This window comes from Bacillus sp. HY001 (assembly GCF_007558965.1).
Classification (GTDB): Bacteria; Bacillota; Bacilli; order Bacillales; family Bacillaceae_G; genus Bacillus_A; species Bacillus_A mobilis.
The window spans coordinates 136,368-154,710 of the sequence record NZ_VLTE01000032.1 but is presented as its reverse complement, the minus strand read 5'-3'; the positions used below and the strand labels follow the sequence as shown (position 1 = coordinate 154,710).

Sequence of the window (18,343 nt, the reverse complement as noted above, 5' to 3'; positions counted from 1 at the left end):
TCCTGACAAAGAGGCGTTCTTTGCCTCGTAGGAAGGGGTGAAATGACCGACCCTTCTAGCCACCGGAGCTAGATTCAATAAAAAGCGTAGGCGGCTCTTTCAAAAGAGCCGCGTAAGCTATAAACCAATAAAAAATGAAAAGCTAACTGCTCGTAGCAAGTTAGCTAATTAAAAGAAAGCTAGGAGGGAACCCGATGAATAAAGGGCGCGTTACGCAAATCATGGGTCCGGTTGTAGACGTTAAGTTTGATGGCGGAAAGCTACCAGAAATCTACAACGCCCTTACGGTAAAACAAAGCAACGAAAACGGAACAAGCATTAACTTAACATTTGAAGTTGCACTTCATTTAGGTGATGATACAGTTCGTACAGTTGCAATGTCTTCCACAGACGGACTTGTTCGTGGTACAGAAGTAGAAGATACTGGTAAAGCAATCTCTGTACCAGTTGGTGATGCAACACTTGGTCGCGTATTTAACGTATTAGGTGATGCAATTGATTTAGATGGTGAGGTTCCTGCCGATGTACGTCGTGATCCAATTCACCGTCAAGCACCTGCATTCGAAGAATTATCTACTAAAGTAGAAATTCTTGAAACTGGTATTAAAGTAGTAGACTTACTTGCTCCTTACATTAAGGGTGGTAAGATCGGTCTATTCGGTGGTGCCGGTGTAGGTAAAACTGTATTAATTCAGGAATTAATTAATAACATCGCACAAGAACACGGTGGTATCTCTGTATTCGCTGGTGTAGGTGAGCGTACTCGTGAGGGTAACGATTTATACCACGAAATGAGCGATTCTGGCGTAATTAAGAAAACTGCGATGGTATTCGGACAAATGAACGAGCCACCTGGAGCACGTCAACGTGTTGCATTAACAGGTTTAACAATGGCTGAACATTTCCGTGATGAGCAAGGACAAGACGTACTTCTGTTCATCGATAATATCTTCCGTTTCACACAAGCAGGTTCTGAAGTATCTGCCCTTCTTGGTCGTATGCCATCTGCGGTAGGTTACCAACCGACACTTGCAACAGAAATGGGTCAATTACAAGAGCGTATTACATCTACAAATAAAGGATCTATCACGTCTATCCAAGCGGTATATGTACCAGCCGATGACTATACGGATCCAGCACCAGCTACAACGTTCGCTCACTTAGATGCAACAACAAACTTAGAGCGTCGTTTAACACAAATGGGTATTTACCCAGCCGTAGATCCATTAGCATCTACATCTCGTGCGCTTTCTCCAGAAATCGTAGGAGAAGAGCATTATGAAGTAGCTCGTCAAGTACAGCAAACTTTACAGCGTTATAAAGAGCTTCAAGATATCATCGCTATCTTAGGTATGGATGAGTTATCTGAAGAAGATAAGTTAGTTGTACATCGTGCTCGTCGTATTCAATTCTTCTTATCTCAAAACTTCCACGTAGCTGAGCAGTTTACAGGTCAAAAAGGTTCTTACGTACCTGTAAAAAATACAGTTAGCGGATTTAAAGAAATTCTAGAAGGAAAATATGATGACCTTCCAGAAGATGCATTCCGCCTTGTTGGTGGCATTGAAGAAGTTATTGAAAACGCGAAGAAAATGATGGCGTAAGGCCTTAGGAGGGACGAATTATGAAGACATTTCCAGTCAGTATTGTAACTCCTGATGGACCGGTTTACGAAAAAGAAGTAGAAATGGTAAGCGTAAAAGCAGAGAGTGGGGAAATGGGGATCTTACCGGGCCACATTCCAACTGTTGCACCATTAAAAATTAGTGCAGTTCGTCTGAAACATGGTGGACACACTGATTATGTAGCGGTAAGCGGTGGCTTTATCGAAGTTCGTCCAGATAAAGTAACTGTATTATCATCATCTGCTGAAGAAGCAAACCATATCGATATCCATCGTGCAAATGAAGCGAAGCGTCGCGCTGAGCAACGTATGCAAGATAAACAAGCACATGTTGACTTTAAACGTGCAGAAATGGCATTACAACGTGCTGTGAACCGTTTAAACGTTTCCGATATGAAATAAAAAATCCGTAAAGGCTTTGCCTTTACGGATTTTTTTGTGTGGTTTATGGATAATTTTACAAAAATGGTATAATTATATTGATGCTTGTATAAGTAGAGAATGTACAACAATTTATAAAGGAGATGAATAAATGATTGGTGAAATGAAACGAGAAGCGTTGCACTCTTTAAAGGGGAATTGGGGACTAGGTGTTGGATCAACGATTTTATATCATATCATAAGTTACGTCGTTTCAATGGCTGTAATGCTTATATTATTAATTCCAGGAGTTATAATATTTCTTTTAGCTTCTATCTCAATCGGTTCAATTGGAGAAGAAGCGATGGGAATTGCAGCTGTGATTACGTTTGGGGTTTTTTATTGTCTTATGATAATTTTAAGTTATGCAGCTTATGGTATTACAACATACGGTTATACGAATGTGTTTCTACAAATAAGTAAAAGAGAAGATGCTAGAGTGGATTACTTGTTTGAAGGGTTCCGTGGTTTTAAAAGAATGATGAAAACAATGTGGGCTATGGTTGCAATTTTGTTATATACAGGTGCATGGGTGCCAATGTTAGGAATGATTGTGTTTGGGACATTAGGGTTTTTTGATGAGAGTGCAAATCCATCATTCATAATCGTTTTCTTTATTTTATTAGCTATCTCGGGTATTGTAATGACTATCCTGTATTTTTCGTATTCAATGACGTATTATGTGATGGTTGAAAAACCAGAATATAGTGTTTCACAGGCAATGAAAGAAAGTAAGCATCTTATGAAGGGGCACAAATTGGATTTGTTTCTGTTGTGGCTGAGTTTTATAGGTTGGGCAATTTTAGCAATTCTTACACTTGGAATAGGTTTTCTTTGGCTTAGCCCGTATATGAGTACAACGACAGCGCATTTTTATCGCCATCTTTCAAAAGATGAATTGTAGTAGGAACATGCTATACTAATAGAGTTATTACGTATAGGAGGACGGTTATGATTAGTGATTTAAAAGGAGAAGCGCTAGATTCATTAGAAGGGAAATGGGGATTAGCTGTCGGTGCAACATTACTGATTTCGATTCTTATTTCGGCTTTTAGTTTTAGTATTAATTTTATTTTCTCTCAGGTTTGGTATTGGAAAGAAGTAAATAGCTCACTTTCAGTAGACGTTATTTCAATATTGATGGTAGGTCCATTAACGCTAGGTGGTTATTATTTAGCACTACATATTCTTCGTGAGAAAGAAGCGCGTATTGGGCATATATTTAGATGGTTTACAGAAGGAAGTAAGTTTATCAAGTCATTTTTATTATATATAGTAGTGAACATTTATATTTTCTTATGGTTTTTACTATTTATTATTCCAGGCATTATTAAATCATTTTCTTATGCGATGACGTACTTTATTATAAATGATCACCCTGAGTATTCTATAAATCAAGCTATTACAGAAAGCCGTCGTATGATGGATGGACATAAGATGGAGTATTTCATTTTATGTTTAAGCTTTATCGGTTGGTTTATATTAAGTTGTATTACGTTAGGAATTGGATTCCTATGGCTAATTCCATATTTTTATACGACGTCAGCAGCTTTTTATGAAGAGATTGCAGAGGAATATTACGAGAAAACAATTCCGACACTATAAAAACGCCCAGTATGAGCTATTGGTTCATACTGGGTGTTTTTTGTAGAAATTTTATGAATTGATGACTAGTAAGTGGTTTACTGAAATAGTAACCTTGCATATATTTACAGTTGTTTTTTTGTAGAAACTTAAGTTGTTTTTCTGTTTCAATTCCTTCAGCGACGACGGAAAGATTTAAAGTATTTGCAAGGGAAAGGATAGTGGAAACAATGGCTCTTTCCTCAGGCCGATGATCGGCTAGTTGTGTAAATTCTCTAGGTACTTTTAATGTATCGATAGGGAAAATAGATAAATAAGCGAGAGAAGAATAGCCGGTACCGAAGTCATCAATGGACGTTTGAATACCATATTCCTTTAATTGTTTTAGTCTTGATAATGTTTCTTTTTCATCGATCATTGCAATTCGTTCTGTTAACTCAAGTGTTACATGCTTTGGATCGACTTTAATGTCTGTTATGATTTGTGAAATGTTCTGGATTAAATTATCTTGCTGGAACTCTTTTGCTGATAAGTTCACACTTATTTTTAAATCTTTGTAGCCGAAAGTATGCCATATTTTTAACTGACGACAAGATTCTTTTAATACCCAATGACCGAGTGGCACGACTTGTGGTGTCTCTTCTACAATTGGAATGAACTCACATGGCGGAATATCACCTAGGAGTGGGTGTTTCCAGCGTATTAATGCTTCAGCTCCAATAATTTTTTTCGTCGTAATATCAATTTGTGGTTGATAGACGAGATAAAATTCTTCGTTTACTAAAGCGAGTGGTAAATCTTTTTCAATTCGAGCTTTTCGTTCCATTTTTTTATACAATTCTTTCGTGTACAGAGAGCTACCGTTTTTCCCTTTGTTTTTTGCTTCGTACATGGCCATATCGGCATGCTGCAAGATTGATAATGGATCTTCACCTGCTTCAGGATATATTGCAATCCCGATGCTTGGTGAGATTTTTAAATGTTGATTTTCAATTTCGAATGGTTCGTTCATGTCTGCTACAATCGCATCAGCTATTTTTTTTACATCGGGTCTTTTTTTATAATTCTCAATAAGGATTGTGAATTCATCCCCAGCTAATCGGGCGAGCTTCATATTTGGTGTTGCTATTCTTTCAAGCCTTTTTGCTACTGCAATTAATAGAAGGTCTCCTACCCTATGACCGAGGGTGTCATTAATAACTTTAAAGCGGTCTAGGTCGAGAAACATAACAGCAAAAGGCCTTTTTGATATTTCGGATCGAGCAATTGCTTGTTCTACATATTGATGAAATGCACGACGATTTGCAAGCTCTGTTAACGTATCATGATATGCTAGAAAATTAATTTGTTCTTGTTGTTGTTTGCTTTCCGTAATATCTTTAATCATTAAATAAACTCCAGAAATATGATTCTTTAAAAAGATAGGAACAGCTGTAACATGCAAGTAGTAAATATCTCTATTTTTATGATATGCCCGTATTTCTAAAGAAATAGATTTCCCCTTTTTTACGCGATGAAAGGCATTAATGATTTCTTCCAAATCTTCTTCATACATAAGTGAATAGTAAGGTTGATTTAATAATTCATTCGTTTGATAACCGAGTAAAGTAGTACCAGCGTTGTTCACATTAAGAAAATTACCGTACAAGTCTAATGTGAAAATTGGATCTGGATGGTGCTCGTATAAAGATTTAAACATTTGTTGGTTATGGTATAGTTCATTTTTTTGTTCTACTAAATCTTCTGTACGTAGTTCAATTTGTTTTTCGAGTTCTAAGTTGAATTGCATTTGGGCTAGTAATAATATTTTATTTTGTTTTCGAACTAAACTATGGCGTATGAGAACGAAGGAGAAAGTTATCATGAGCCCAATTACTACAATAGGTGCAAAAACGTATTCAACTAATATAAAAACAATAAGCATGACTACAGAAATATAAGGTAATGACAATCTGATCGACTCACCAATTTTAGGTGTTAATAGTACTTGTTCTTGTTTTTCGGGTTCTTTTGTATGCAGAATACAGGCGATTGCTACTAGTACTAAAGTTACTTGATAGAGAGGGGTAACTGTAAACATAGAATACTCGGGTGTGAAGTATTTAATATAAGCATAAATCGCGTCTGTAGTAGCATATAAAATTAAAGCACTGCCAAGAAGTGCACCAACTTTTTTGGATAATAAGGATAATGGCTTGAATAACAGATTGATTCCTATGAGAAAAAAGAGTAAATCGGCCATTGGATAGGTAAGTTGAACGAATATGTCGACATAGGATGTTGAAGAAACGTGAATGGTGCGTTCAATAAGTAAGTAGTAACTTAAAGTGAATTGTGCTGTAACAATAATACAAATATCACATATCATAAAAAGCTTTTCTAATAAATCGCGGTTGTAGATGATTTCATATAGAAAGGCAAATGCAAAGCTAATTAAAAAAAGTAAATAAAAAAAATCGGACGCATCAACAAATGTATAGTAGTCCTTTAAAATTAAACGTTGATAGGCAACGACGATATCACCAATGAAATAAGAGAGAGTTCCAACAGATAATACGGTCCAAAATAAACGAGGTAACCCTTCTTTCATGTTTGAAAAATAAAGTATATAGCTACAAGCGATAATATCAATGAATAGTGAACTCACCCCAATTAATACTTGAAAAGGAAATGAGTATTCGTATAGAAAAGGCATTGCTACGTAATGAGTCACTATAGACAACAATATAATGCTTATAAGAATACTTACATGTGTTTGTTTTTTCATTTATCTCACCCACGGTATATACATATAAATTCCTCTTTTATTTTTTATAGTTTCTTGAAAAATATATATAATTTTTATATTTATTTTGCACAGGTATGGCGCGAGTTATAAAAACAGATTTTAATAATTCTCGTTTCTGTCCCCAACATATCGACATAGGAATTTGAAGTTTGCTATAATGATTAAAATAGTTGCATTATTTAGAAAAATTTAAAAATAATAATTACTGCAACTAGGACATATTGTTTACTAAGTGAACTTGTTCTTAATTCAGGGGGGAGGGTTTCACAATGGCAAGTGTATATGAAAATAGTTATATGATCGTTTTGATTTTCTTGCTATTAGGCATATTGCTGCCGGTAGTGGCTCTTACATTAGGAAGGATGCTGCGTCCAAACAAACCAAGTGCAGCGAAAGCGACGACGTATGAGAGTGGGATTGAGCCTTTTCATGATGCGAATATTCGGTTTCATGCTCGTTATTATATTTTTGCTTTATTGTTTGTCATCTTTGATGTAGAAACTTTATTTTTATATCCATGGGCTGTCGCATATGACAGGCTCGGTTTATTTGCACTGATTGAAATGCTCATCTTTGTTGTAATGTTGCTAGTTGGATTAGCGTATGCTTGGAAAAAGAAGGTGTTACAATGGTTATAAATTTTGAGGAATTACATCCAAATGAACGTGCGGAATTAGAACGAAATATCTTTTTTTCTACATTGGAGCAATTGAAAGGATGGGCACGGAGCAATTCCTTATGGCCGATGACATTCGGACTAGCATGCTGTGCAATTGAAATGATGGGAGTAGGTTCATCACATTATGATTTAGATCGATTTGGGTCATTTTTTCGGACTTCACCAAGGCAATCAGACGTTATGATTGTATCGGGAACGGTAACGAAGAAGATGGCTCCTATTGTTCGGCGTTTATACGATCAAATGCCTGAACCAAAGTGGGTTATTGCAATGGGATCTTGTGCGACAGCAGGTGGTCCATATGTAAATTCATACGCTGTTGTGAAAGGTGTAGATCAAATCGTGCCAGTTGACGTGTATATTCCTGGTTGTCCACCTAATCCTGCTGCCTTAATTTATGGAATTAATAAATTGAAAGAGAAAATTCGTTACGAGGCCAAGACGGGGAAGCAGGTGACGAATAAATGAGTGATCCAAACAAAGACTTAGAGGATTTGAAAAGAGAAGCGGCTAGGCGTGCGAAAGAAGAGGCGAGAAAGCGTCTTGTTGCGAAACATGATGCGGAAATAAGTAAACTTGAGGAAGAAAATCGAGAAAAAGAGAAAGCGCTACCAAAAAATGATGATATAACTGTGGAAGAAGCAAAACGACGTGCAGCCGCTGCGGCAAAAGCAAAAGCAGCAGCGTTAGCGAAGCAAAAAAGAGAAGGAATAGGAGAGGTACCGGAAGAAGAAAAGGCCAAAGCGAAAGCGAAGGCAGCCGCCGCGGCAAAAGCAAAAGCGGCTGCATTGGCGAAGCAAAAAAGAGAAGGAAGCGAAGAAGTGACGGAAGAAGAAAAGGCCAAAGCGAAGGCGAAGGCCGTGGCAGCCGCAAAAGCAAAAGCGGCAGCACTAGCGAAGCAAAAAAGAGAAGGAAGCGAAGAAGTGACGAAAGAAGAAAAGGCCAAAGCGAAGGCGAAGGCCGTGGCAGCCGCAAAAGCAAAAGCGGCAGCATTAGCGAAGCAAAAAAGAGAAGGAAGCGAAGAAGTAACGGAAGAGGACAAGGCTAAGGCGAAAGCAAAGGCCGTGGCGATAGCGAAGGCAAAAGCAGCGGCTCTAGCGAAGGCGAAGGCCTTGCAAGGTGATGGGGATTCGGGAGATGAAAAGGCGAAGGCGATTGCAGCAGCGAAGGCGAAAGCGGCTGCGGCTGCAAGGGCGAAGACAAAGGGTGCTGAAGGTAAGAAGGAAGAGGAAACGAAGCAGGAAGAGCCATCCGTGAATCAGCCGTATTTAAATCAGTATGTTGAAATTATTAAGGGGAAAATAGGAGAGGATATATTAGTAGATTCCTACATTAATAAACTTTCAAAAGATGTGCCAACTCTTGTAGTGGAGCCTTCAAAGTATTATGAAGTGATGGAATTACTGCGGTTCCACGAGGGACTTGCATTTGATTATATGTCAGAGCTACATGCGACAGATTTTGTGACACATATGGAAGTATATGTTCATTTATTTTCATATGGAAAGAAACAGTCAGTAGCGGTGAAGGTGAAGCTGGATAGGGAAGAGCCGCAAGTAGAATCGGTGACAGCGTTTTGGAAAGGCGCGGACTGGCCGGAGCGAGAAGCGTATGATTTGCTCGGTATTGTATTTAAGGGGCATCCCAACTTATCACGTATTTTAATGCCAGATGATTGGATAGGGCACCCGCTTAGGAAAGATTATGAACCGCATGATGTGGAGGTGTAGCTAATGATCCGTACGGAAGAAATGCTTTTGAATGTAGGGCCTCAGCATCCGAGTACGCACGGTGTGTTCAGGCTTGTTATTAAGATTGATGGGGAAATTATTAAAGAAGCTACACCGGTTATTGGATATTTGCATCGCGGGACCGAAAAGATTGCCGAGAGCTTACAGTATACGCAAATTATCCCTTATACAGATCGAATGGACTATTTATCGGCCATGACGAATAATTACGTCATTTGCCATGCTGTAGAGACGATGATGGGGCTTGAAATCCCGGAGCGGGCCGAATACTTGCGAGTGCTTGCAATGGAGCTTGGAAGGATTGCGAGTCACCTCGTTTGGTGGGGGACAAATCTTCTTGATATAGGAGCGGTCAGTCCGTTTTTGTACGCGTTTCGAGAACGAGAGATGATTATAAATTTATTAAATGAATTATGCGGTGCCCGGCTTACTTTTAACTATATGAGAGTCGGGGGTGTAAAGTGGGATGCGCCGGATGGTTGGATCGAAAAAGTGGAAGAATTTGTTCCGTATATGAGAGAACAATTGGCAGGTTATCATGATCTCGTTAGCGGTAATGAGATTTTCTTAAATCGTGTAAAAGGCGTTGGTATATATAGCGCGGAAGAAGCGATTTCGTATTCTTTAAGCGGAGCGAATTTGCGGTGTACCGGAGTAAACTGGGATCTTCGCAAGGATGAACCGTACTCTATTTATGATCGTTTTGACTTCGATATTCCTGTTGGGAGCGTGGGAGATGCTTGGGATCGTTACGTTTGCCGCATGCAAGAGATTGAGGAGTCATTAAAGATTGTTGAGCAAGCTGTCCAGCAGTTCCCGAAAGACGGAGCTGTGCTGGCGAAAGTGCCGAAAATCATTAAGGCGCCTAAAGGAGAAGCGTTTGTCCGTATAGAATCACCGCGAGGAGAGATTGGTTGCTATATTGCTAGTGACGGAAAGAAAGAGCCGTACCGCTTGAAGTTTCGCAGGCCGTCTTTTTACAATTTGCAAATTTTACCGAAGTTATTGAAAGGTGAAAACATCGCCAATTTAATTACGATTTTAGGTGGAGTTGATATTGTACTTGGGGAGGTTGATGGCTAATGATTGAAACGCTCTTACAATCACCTTCAAGCTGGACGAATTTCTTCATTTTTTTCGGATTAGCGGTGCTTCTATTATTTGCAGTCCTTGGCTTCGTTACATATGGTATTTTGGCAGAACGGAAAGTGATGGGATTTATGCAAGGGCGGATTGGACCAAACCAAGTTGGGGGTCGATTCGGTTTACTGCAAACGGTAGCTGATGTTTTAAAACTATTACTGAAAGAAGATAGTATTCCGAAAGCGGCAGATAAACCGTTGTTTATATTAGCACCTGTTATTGCATTCGCACCGGCATTTATGGTGCTTGCAGTCATCCCGTTTACTGATAAATTTCAGTTCGCGGATATTGGCGTAGGCTTACTGTATTACATTGCTGTTTCTGGTATTACGACGATTGGTGTCGTGACCGGAGGATGGGCATCAAATAATAAATATTCCCTTTTAGGAGGGATGCGTGCGGCGGCGCAAATGATTTCTTATGAAATTCCGCTCGTAATGAGTGTAATTGGTGTCGTTTTGTTAGCTGGTAGTCTGAATTTAAATGAAATTGTAGCAGCGCAGGAGAATGTTTGGTATATTTTCGTGCAACCAATCGGTTTTGTCATATTCTTAATCGCAGCGGTAGCAGAGTTAAATAGGACGCCGTTCGATTTACCGGAAGCAGAGTCAGAACTTGTTTCTGGATATCATACGGAATACTCAGGATTTCGCTGGGCGTTTTTCATGCTTTCAGAGTACGTATATTTCTTCGGAATGGCATCTTTAATTACAGTGCTCTTTTTAGGCGGATGGAATCCAGTCATGTTCCTTGGATTTATTCCAGGAGCTGTATGGTTTGCTTTGAAATTTAGCAGTGTAGTCTTTCTATTAATTTGGTTCCGCGTTACGTTCCCGCGTATAAGAGGTGACCAGTTAATGGAGTTTGGCTGGAAAGTATTATTGCCAATTGCACTTGCGAATATTTTCTTAACGGCATTGATTAAGGAGTTATTCTTCTAATCTATGAGGGGGGTGCCAGTAAGAGATGAAAGGACTATTTAAAGGATTAAAATATACATTAAGCAATTTGAGTAAGAAGAAGGTGACTTACGATTATCCGAATCAACCGTTGCCGTTGCCAGACCGCTTTCGAGGTATTCAAAAGTTTTATCCGGAAAAGTGCATTGTTTGTAACCAGTGCTCTAACATTTGTCCGACAGACTGTATTCAGTTAACAGGGAAAAAACATCCGGATCCTACGAAAAAAGGAAAAATTATCGACACGTACGATATTAATTTTGAAATTTGTATTCTTTGTGATTTATGTACAGAAGTTTGTCCGACAGAGGCGATTGTTATGACAAACAACTTTGAACTTGCGGAATATTCACGTGATGATTTATTTAAAAATTTGCAGTGGCTTGACGAAAACGACGAAAACGTCAGGAAGGAGAATAAAGCATGAATGGAGAGTTTGTAGCATTCTTCATACTATCCTTGTCTGCAATTATCGGCGGCGTTCTTATGTTGAACTTAACGAAAGTCATGCATATGATGCTAGCTCTCGTTCTGACATTCCTCAGCATTGCAGGTTTGTACTTTCTTTTATCAGCTGAATTTATCGGAGTTGCACAAATTTTACTTTACTCGGGTGCAATCACAATTATTATGATCTTTGGCATCATGTTAACGCAACATAACGCAGAAAATGAATCACGTCTTACTCTTCGAAAATGGATTATCTTCTTTGCGGTTGTAGCATTTGGGGCAGTTATGTATTTCGCTGTTAACAATATTGATTTTGCAAATGAAAGCGCACAAGGAAGTTTACCTCTCCATGAAAAAAACACACTTCAAATCGGTACACTTCTCTATTCGAAATATATTATTCCATTTGAGTTAACCTCAGTTATTTTACTTGTAGCACTTGTTGGCGCAATTATTCTTGCGAAGAAGGATGAGAAAGAGGAGGATTCCAATGAGTAGCGTTCCGGCTTCTGCATATTTAACGCTTGCGATTATTTTGTTTTGCATCGGTTTGTTTGGAGCTTTAACAAAGCGAAATACAGTGATTGTATTAGTTTGTATTGAATTAATGCTCAATGCGGCTAATTTAAATTTAGTAGCTTTTAGTAAATTAGGTTTGTTCCCAAATTTAACAGGGCAAATTTTCTCTCTGTTTACGATGGCTGTAGCGGCTGCAGAGGCGGCGGTAGGACTCGCCATTTTAATTGCTTTGTATCGTAATCGTACGACGGTTCATGTAGATGAAATGGATACGCTCAAAGGATAACATTGTGACCGAAAAGGGGGAAGGAAACAATGATCGATTATGCATGGCTCATACCGCTTTTCCCGCTTGTTTCGTTTTTTTTATTACTTATATTCGGGAAGAAAATTAGAGAAGGAAGCAGTGTACTTAGTATTTTCCTCGTCTTTCTCTCCTTTATATTTGCGGTACTTGTGTTAATAGAACGATTTTCGAAAGTAGGATTGAAACATAAGTGGGTATGGCTTAGAACGGGAGATATTGATATATCATTTGGCTTTGAAGTGACAGCATTAGGGGCTTTAATGCTGTTTATCGTTACACTTGTGAGTTTACTTGTACATGTGTATTCGAAAGGTTATATGAAAGGTGACGAAAGATTACCAACCTTTTATGCCTATTTAGGACTCTTTACATTTGCGATGCTCGGGCTCGTTATATCACCGAATTTATTACAGCTTTATATATTTTGGGAGTTAGTAGGCCTCGGTTCATTTTTACTCATCGGTTTTTATTTCTTTAAAGAAGAAGCGAAGGCTGCTGCAAAAAAGGCCTTTATTATGACTCGTATTGGAGATGTCGGTTTATTTATAGGAATGATCTTACTTTTTTGGCACGCGGGTAGTTTTGAATATGACGTAATTTTTAGAGCGATTCATACGGGTGATCTTACCCCTACGATGATTACAATAACGGCGATATTAATTTTTATTGGAGCGATGGGGAAATCAGGTCAGTTCCCACTTCATACGTGGTTACCAGATGCAATGGAGGGGCCGACGCCTGTTTCGGCACTTATTCATGCGGCGACGATGGTCGCAGCTGGCGTATATTTAGTGGCGACGATGTTCCCGCTATTTTCAGCAAGTGCGGTGGCAATGCAGACGGTGGCAATCGTAGGAGCCTTCACTGCAATCTTTGCGGCTTCTATCGGTCTTGTGCAAACGGATATAAAGAGAGTGCTTGCTTATTCTACAGTTAGTCAGCTTGGTTATATGATGCTTGCATTAGGATCTGCCGGTTATGTAGCTGGTATTTTCCATTTAACGACACACGCCTTTTTTAAAGCGCTACTATTTTTGGCTGCAGGAAGTGTCATTCATGCAGTGCATACGCAAAACATTAATAAAATGGGCGGTTTACAGAAGAAGATGAAAGTAACGGGTGCACTATTTTTAATCGGTACACTTGCAATTAGTGGTGTGCCACTCCTTTCCGGTTTCTTTAGTAAAGATGAAATTTTAGCGGCGGCTTGGATGAATGGCAATTACGTTTTATTCATATTAGCAGTCATTGCAGCGTTCTTAACAGCATTCTACATGTTCCGGCTATACTTCCTTGTCTTTACGGGGGAAGCGAAGACGAAGGAAGATGTGCGGGAATCGCCCCGCGTTATGACGTATCCGATGATTGTCCTCGGCGTCCTCGCGGTAGTGGCGGGTTATATGAATACACCGTGGTTTGGGACGTTTCTTGGGGATTGGCTTACGAAAGATGTAGCATTTAAAGCGCGAGAGGTACACGGGCCAGTTTGGATTATGATCGTAGCGACGCTCGTTTCATTTGCAGGGATTGCTCTTGCATATTTCATATACGGTAAGAAATCTATTTCTAGAGATTGGGCTGGTGGCGAGGGAACACCTCAATATAACCTTTTGAAAGAAAAGTACTATGTGGATGAACTATACAATATGACGGTGCTCCCTATTACGAAGGGAATCGCTCATGTGCTTCGCTTATTTGAGGTGTATGTAGTCGAAGGAATTGCCGCTTTAATAGGAAGTCTAGTTAAAGGGATAAGCGGACTCGGTTCTAGACTCCAAAACGGAAATGTACAAGTGTACGGCACTGTAACAGCTGTTTCGCTTGCAGTACTCGTCATTATTTTGCTTTATACGGGAGGGGATTTACGATGAATGATTTGTTATTAACGTTCTTCATTTTTTCCCCGCTTTTAGGAATTCTTTTACTTGTATTAACACCGAAAAAAGAATCGCGTACAGTGCGAGCGCTCGGTTTATTTGGGACGGCGCTTCCATTTGGAATCGCTATCGTCCTCGCTTGTACATATGCTTCTGGAAAGAGTTTGTCGCTATTCGATGAAAAAGTGAAATGGATTAAATTTGGGGATTTTGCAGCGGTGGATAAAAGATGGTTTTCCATTTATTACGAGCTTGGTATTGACGGTTTATCGCTCGTTATGATGGTGCTGACGGCCCTTCTAGCGATGCTTGCAGCAATTGCGGCATTTACTATAAAAAGGAACTTAAAAGCCTTTTATATGCTGCTACTCATGCTAGAAATAGGGATGCTCGGCGTCTTCGCTGCTCAAAATTTAATGCTGTTCTTTATCTTCTTTGAAATTACATTGCCGCCAATGTTTTTATTAATTGGGAAGTGGGGGAAATTGTCGAGTGAAAAGGCTGCTTATAGTTATTTAATATATAACGGTATCGGCTCCGCTATTTTACTCATCGTTTTCTCGGTTTTATTTGCAAAAACAGGTACAACAAATATTACAGAGCTTAAAGAAATATTAACGAGTGTAGGTGCTGGGGGAGGAACGGCTGTCTCAAGTAGCTTACAGTTCGGTTTGTTTCTTGCCATAATGATCGCTTTTGCGATTAAATTACCTGTTTTCCCGTTACATCGCTGGATGGTTAATGTGCATATTGAAGCGCATCCGGCTGTAGTTATGCTTCATGCGGGCGTTTTACTGAAGATTGGAGCATACGGTATGATTCGCTTCGGAAAGGGGTTATTCCCGGAATACTTTCGCGAGTTTGCAACGCTCATTGCGATTTTAGGAGTCATCAATTTATTGTACGGAGCCTTCTTGGCGCTCATCCAAACGGACTTTCGGAAGGTGCTTGCTTACTCTAGTATTTCGCATATGGGTATTGTATTAATGGGACTTGCGGCGTTAAATGCACCAGGTACACAAGGGGCACTATTCCAAGTTGTGTCGCACGGTTTAATTGCGGCATTACTCTTCTTCTTACTTGGTGTTATAGAACAACGTTTTGGAACGTCGGATATTACAGCGCTTGGCGGACTCGCGAAAAGTGTCCCAATACTTAGCGGATTCTTCTTAGCGGGAGGAATGGCATCGCTTGGATTGCCGGGCATGTCTGGATTTGTTAGCGAGTTTCTTGCCTTTCTCGGTTTATTCCAAGGAGAGCCGGTCGTTGCGGCAGTCGGCGTACTTGGCATCATTTTAACCGCTGTATACGTATTGAGAGCGACACTTCAAGTAACATTTGGTAAGAAAGAGTGGGAAGCGAAAGCTGATATACATGGATGGGAGTATGTCCCTATATTGCTACTTATCTTCTGCATTATTGCAATTGGAGTAATGCCAGAAATACTAGGGGATCCGCTTCAAAATACATTGAAAACATTGGGGGTGAAGTAGGATGGATATGAATACGTTACTTAGCTTATCATGGCATCTCATGGTGCCAGAATTCATAATTCTCGGAGCTGCCATCCTTCTTTCCATATGTGATTTGTTTTTTAAGTTGAACCATAGATATGTAGCGCTTAGTGCAATCGCAGCCGTCATATTAGCAATTGTGTCATTAATTATGCTATATGGTGAACCGACAGGAGATATTTTAAACGGATCGTTCGTGTTAGATGGGTTTTCAAAAGGGTTCAAAACGTTGTTATTAGGCGGAGCAGCCCTCATCTTATGCACCGCAATGAGCGATGATAAGAAGAATCCCATTGAAGATAAGGGAGAATATTATTACTTATTTTTAATGGCACTTCTTGGGGCTATGTTTATGGCTTCTAGTGTCGACTTCATTACACTTTTCGTCGGTTTAGAATTGCTTTCACTTTCTTCATATATTTTAGTAGGGATACGAAAAAAGAACCGTGCATCAAATGAGGCGGCCATGAAATATGTCATTAACGGAGGAATTGGAACGGCAATTACGCTCTTTGGAATGAGTTATTTATACGGTATTACAGGATCAACTAATATCGTGGATATGCAAAAAGTATTCGCAGGGGAGCTTGCTGGTGGTATTCAGTTATTGTTAGCTCTCGCATTTCTACTATTACTCGTTGGACTCTCGTTTAAAATTGCGACGGTGCCGTTTCATATGTGGGCACCAGATGTGTATGAGGGAGCGGCTACGCCTGTTACTGCTTTTCTTGGAACGATTTCTAAAATTGCTGGGTTCCTACTCATTATTCGTCTGTTTCTCATGGTTTTTGCAAGTGTATCGGTGCAAGGAGATATGCAATCTTTATACGGACGTATGAGTATATACATTGCAGTGCTAGCGAGTATTACGATGATTATCGGAAACGTCGTAGCGTTAAAGCAATATAACGTAAAACGCCTATTTGCCTATTCGGGAATCGCACATGCGGGGTATTTACTCGTTCCGCTTGTAGCATTATCACCATTTACGATGGATAGCATGTGGTTTTACATGCTTGCGTATATGCTTATGAATATAGGCGCGTTTGCAATTATCCACGGCTTAATCTTACAAAGTAACAAAGAAAATATTACCATTTTCACCGGATTGTATAAAAGATCGCCATTTACAGCGATAGTGATGACGATTTTTATTTTATCGTTGGCCGGAATACCAGGAACAGCTGGTTTCATCGGGAAAATTAACATTTTTTTAGGTGCACTGCATGTAGAGCCAGCTCATTACGTACTAGCTTCTATTATGATGGGAACGACAGTCATCTCATTCGTATACTATTTCCGGATTCTACAGCAAATGTTTTTCCGGACGGGAGAAGTGGAAGAGAAAATTCGTTTGCCATTTAATATAAAGGTTGTTATGAGTCTTTGTGCAATTTCGATTGTAATACTGGGGATTATGCCGATGATTGGATACAATTTCTTTTATGAATATTTTCCATTAATGAAGGATTTCTTCTTCCTAGGGAACGTGGTACAATAGTGAAAATAAAAGGTGTGGAGTTGTTACTCTGCGCTTTTTATTTTGTGTGAACTACAATTGAAAATGCACGTAGGTATACGTTTTTTGAGAGCAAATTACGATGTGAAATGTAAGATGATTATTTGTATTTGAAAAAGTGTGGCTCCTACTTATTATGGTATCGTTTTTATAGTATTTCGTAAGTAGTAGCTGGGTAAAAAGGGGTCGATTTTTTGGCACATCTTTTAGGGCAACAAGCACTGATTGCCATCGTTTCGCATTTATTGTTTATTACCATTACATGGTGGGCCTTACAAGGTATTCACATTGAGCGTTTAATGAAGCCTGGAAAGGTGATGCAGACGCGAGTATTACTCATCCTAATTACAATTGCAATTGGGACATCTGTAAGTAACTTTTTCCTTGATTATTTAGGCTATTCAAAGAGTTTAACGTATTTAGTAAAGTAAGTGTATAGAACCTCATATCTCCGTTAACAATGGGGATAGGAGGGGATGAAATTGAAGCTTAAAGCCATTCTTATTGTTGTGATAAGTGTTGTTTTATTTTTGGTTGGATATAGAGAAATGAAACCAATCAGCGATGAACAGAAAATGGAGAGCATGATTGCAACTTTAGAGAAAAATGATGCTAAAGTAGAGAAGTGGTCATGGTTAGCGCGAGAAACAAAAACAATTTCTAATATACATACGTTTCAAAAGTTGTTAAACGATGTGAAGGACAAGGCGAATATTCAAAAGTGGGAATTAGAGCAATCTCCAGATGGATATAAAGCTACATCCTATAAAAAGTTTTCTTCTTATGAAGAACGAGTAGTAGTAACATGGAGTAAGGAAAATACTAAAGAAAACACTTTCATTATTTTCGAAGTGAGCGGGGCGAAATGGGACCCGAAGTACATTCAGAAAACAAATAAAATTTTTAGTGAAAAACCTATAATTTACACTTGTGTTCAAGGTGTACTGAATGATAAGATTGAAGGTGTTTTGCAAAATAAAACCAATCAGGTTTTGAAAGATCTTTCAGCAAGAGCGATCGAACAGATAGAAGAAAGAGCATTTGTGTCAGTCTCCGCATACAATAAAAAGTGGGATGACGCTCTTTCAACAAATAGAGAGAAAATAAATGTGCAAATAGCAATACGTTCTACAGACAACAAAGATACAATTGTGGTTGGCACACCGATCATAACTTCTGAGTATTGAGTGAATAGATACTGAAAAAAGG

General features: G+C 39.1%; 18 protein-coding genes. 17 read left to right on the top strand and 1 reads right to left on the bottom strand.

What is annotated here, in order from left to right:
* Nucleotides 1-194: 194 nt before the first annotated feature.
* The 4 genes from atpD to FOT98_RS17430 all read left to right on the top strand — a co-directional run bounded on the left by atpD (nt 195) and on the right by FOT98_RS17430 (nt 3,649).
* Nucleotides 195-1,604, top strand: coding sequence for a F0F1 ATP synthase subunit beta (gene atpD / locus FOT98_RS17445; RefSeq protein ID WP_001032603.1), 1,410 nt, complete (start codon nt 195-197; stop codon nt 1,602-1,604).
* Nucleotides 1,605-1,624: 20 nt separating this feature from the next.
* On the top strand, nt 1,625-2,026 hold the full coding sequence (gene atpC, locus FOT98_RS17440; RefSeq protein ID WP_060487972.1) for a F0F1 ATP synthase subunit epsilon: 402 nt from the start codon (nt 1,625-1,627) through the stop codon (nt 2,024-2,026).
* 130 nt (nt 2,027-2,156) lie between these two features.
* The gene (locus FOT98_RS17435) at nt 2,157-2,948 is read left to right on the top strand and encodes a DUF975 family protein (protein ID WP_063262330.1); all 792 of its coding nucleotides are present in this window, start codon (nt 2,157-2,159) and stop codon (nt 2,946-2,948) included.
* A 47-nt stretch (nt 2,949-2,995) separates the two neighbouring features.
* Nucleotides 2,996-3,649 carry a DUF975 family protein gene (locus tag FOT98_RS17430; RefSeq protein ID WP_063262329.1) on the top strand — a complete coding sequence of 218 codons (654 nt, stop codon included), beginning with the start codon at nt 2,996-2,998 and terminating at the stop codon, nt 3,647-3,649.
* Nucleotides 3,650-3,665: 16 nt separating this feature from the next.
* Here FOT98_RS17430 and FOT98_RS17425 read toward each other — a convergent pair whose 3' ends face one another.
* Complete coding sequence (locus tag FOT98_RS17425; RefSeq protein WP_063262328.1) at nt 3,666-6,395, bottom strand: putative bifunctional diguanylate cyclase/phosphodiesterase; 2,730 nt, start codon at nt 6,393-6,395, stop codon at nt 3,666-3,668.
* A 290-nt stretch (nt 6,396-6,685) separates the two neighbouring features.
* Between FOT98_RS17425 and nuoA the strand changes: the two genes are divergently transcribed.
* The 13 genes from nuoA to FOT98_RS17360 all read left to right on the top strand — a co-directional run bounded on the left by nuoA (nt 6,686) and on the right by FOT98_RS17360 (nt 18,321).
* Nucleotides 6,686-7,054, top strand: a complete 369-nt coding sequence (gene nuoA / locus FOT98_RS17420; RefSeq protein WP_063262327.1) for an NADH-quinone oxidoreductase subunit NuoA — start codon at nt 6,686-6,688, stop codon at nt 7,052-7,054.
* Complete coding sequence (gene nuoB / locus FOT98_RS17415) at nt 7,045-7,563, top strand: NADH-quinone oxidoreductase subunit NuoB (protein WP_000236331.1); 519 nt, start codon at nt 7,045-7,047, stop codon at nt 7,561-7,563. The genes nuoA and nuoB overlap by 10 nt, the downstream gene beginning before the upstream one ends.
* Nucleotides 7,560-8,825, top strand: a complete 1,266-nt coding sequence (locus tag FOT98_RS17410; protein WP_063262326.1) for an NADH-quinone oxidoreductase subunit C — start codon at nt 7,560-7,562, stop codon at nt 8,823-8,825. The genes nuoB and FOT98_RS17410 overlap by 4 nt, the downstream gene beginning before the upstream one ends.
* A gap of 3 nt (nt 8,826-8,828) precedes the next feature.
* Nucleotides 8,829-9,929, top strand: a complete 1,101-nt coding sequence (gene nuoD, locus FOT98_RS17405; RefSeq protein WP_000621434.1) for an NADH-quinone oxidoreductase subunit NuoD — start codon at nt 8,829-8,831, stop codon at nt 9,927-9,929.
* Nucleotides 9,929-10,930 (top strand): NADH-quinone oxidoreductase subunit NuoH, encoded by a 1,002-nt coding sequence (nuoH, locus tag FOT98_RS17400; RefSeq protein WP_063262325.1) that lies wholly within the window; start codon nt 9,929-9,931, stop codon nt 10,928-10,930. Before nuoD ends, nuoH begins: the two co-directional genes overlap by 1 nt.
* Nucleotides 10,931-10,955: 25 nt before the next feature.
* Nucleotides 10,956-11,375, top strand: coding sequence for an NADH-quinone oxidoreductase subunit NuoI (gene nuoI, locus FOT98_RS17395; RefSeq protein WP_000677191.1), 420 nt, complete (start codon nt 10,956-10,958; stop codon nt 11,373-11,375).
* Nucleotides 11,372-11,896 carry an NADH-quinone oxidoreductase subunit J gene (locus FOT98_RS17390; RefSeq protein WP_063262324.1) on the top strand — a complete coding sequence of 175 codons (525 nt, stop codon included), beginning with the start codon at nt 11,372-11,374 and terminating at the stop codon, nt 11,894-11,896. Before nuoI ends, FOT98_RS17390 begins: the two co-directional genes overlap by 4 nt.
* On the top strand, nt 11,889-12,203 hold the full coding sequence (nuoK, locus tag FOT98_RS17385; protein ID WP_000100078.1) for an NADH-quinone oxidoreductase subunit NuoK: 315 nt from the start codon (nt 11,889-11,891) through the stop codon (nt 12,201-12,203). The genes FOT98_RS17390 and nuoK overlap by 8 nt, the downstream gene beginning before the upstream one ends.
* A gap of 29 nt (nt 12,204-12,232) precedes the next feature.
* Complete coding sequence (gene nuoL, locus FOT98_RS17380) at nt 12,233-14,095, top strand: NADH-quinone oxidoreductase subunit L (RefSeq protein ID WP_063262323.1); 1,863 nt, start codon at nt 12,233-12,235, stop codon at nt 14,093-14,095.
* Nucleotides 14,092-15,594, top strand: coding sequence for an NADH-quinone oxidoreductase subunit M (locus FOT98_RS17375; RefSeq protein ID WP_063262322.1), 1,503 nt, complete (start codon nt 14,092-14,094; stop codon nt 15,592-15,594). Before nuoL ends, FOT98_RS17375 begins: the two co-directional genes overlap by 4 nt.
* A 7-nt stretch (nt 15,595-15,601) precedes the next feature.
* Entirely contained in the window at nt 15,602-17,116 is a 1,515-nt protein-coding gene (gene nuoN, locus FOT98_RS17370; RefSeq protein ID WP_063262426.1) for an NADH-quinone oxidoreductase subunit NuoN, read from the top strand.
* 212 nt (nt 17,117-17,328) lie between these two features.
* Nucleotides 17,329-17,565, top strand: a complete 237-nt coding sequence (locus tag FOT98_RS17365) for a DUF1146 family protein (RefSeq protein WP_000940742.1) — start codon at nt 17,329-17,331, stop codon at nt 17,563-17,565.
* A 51-nt stretch (nt 17,566-17,616) separates the two neighbouring features.
* Complete coding sequence (locus FOT98_RS17360) at nt 17,617-18,321, top strand: YwmB family TATA-box binding protein (protein WP_371399484.1); 705 nt, start codon at nt 17,617-17,619, stop codon at nt 18,319-18,321.
* The last annotated feature ends 22 nt before the right edge of the window (nt 18,322-18,343 follow it).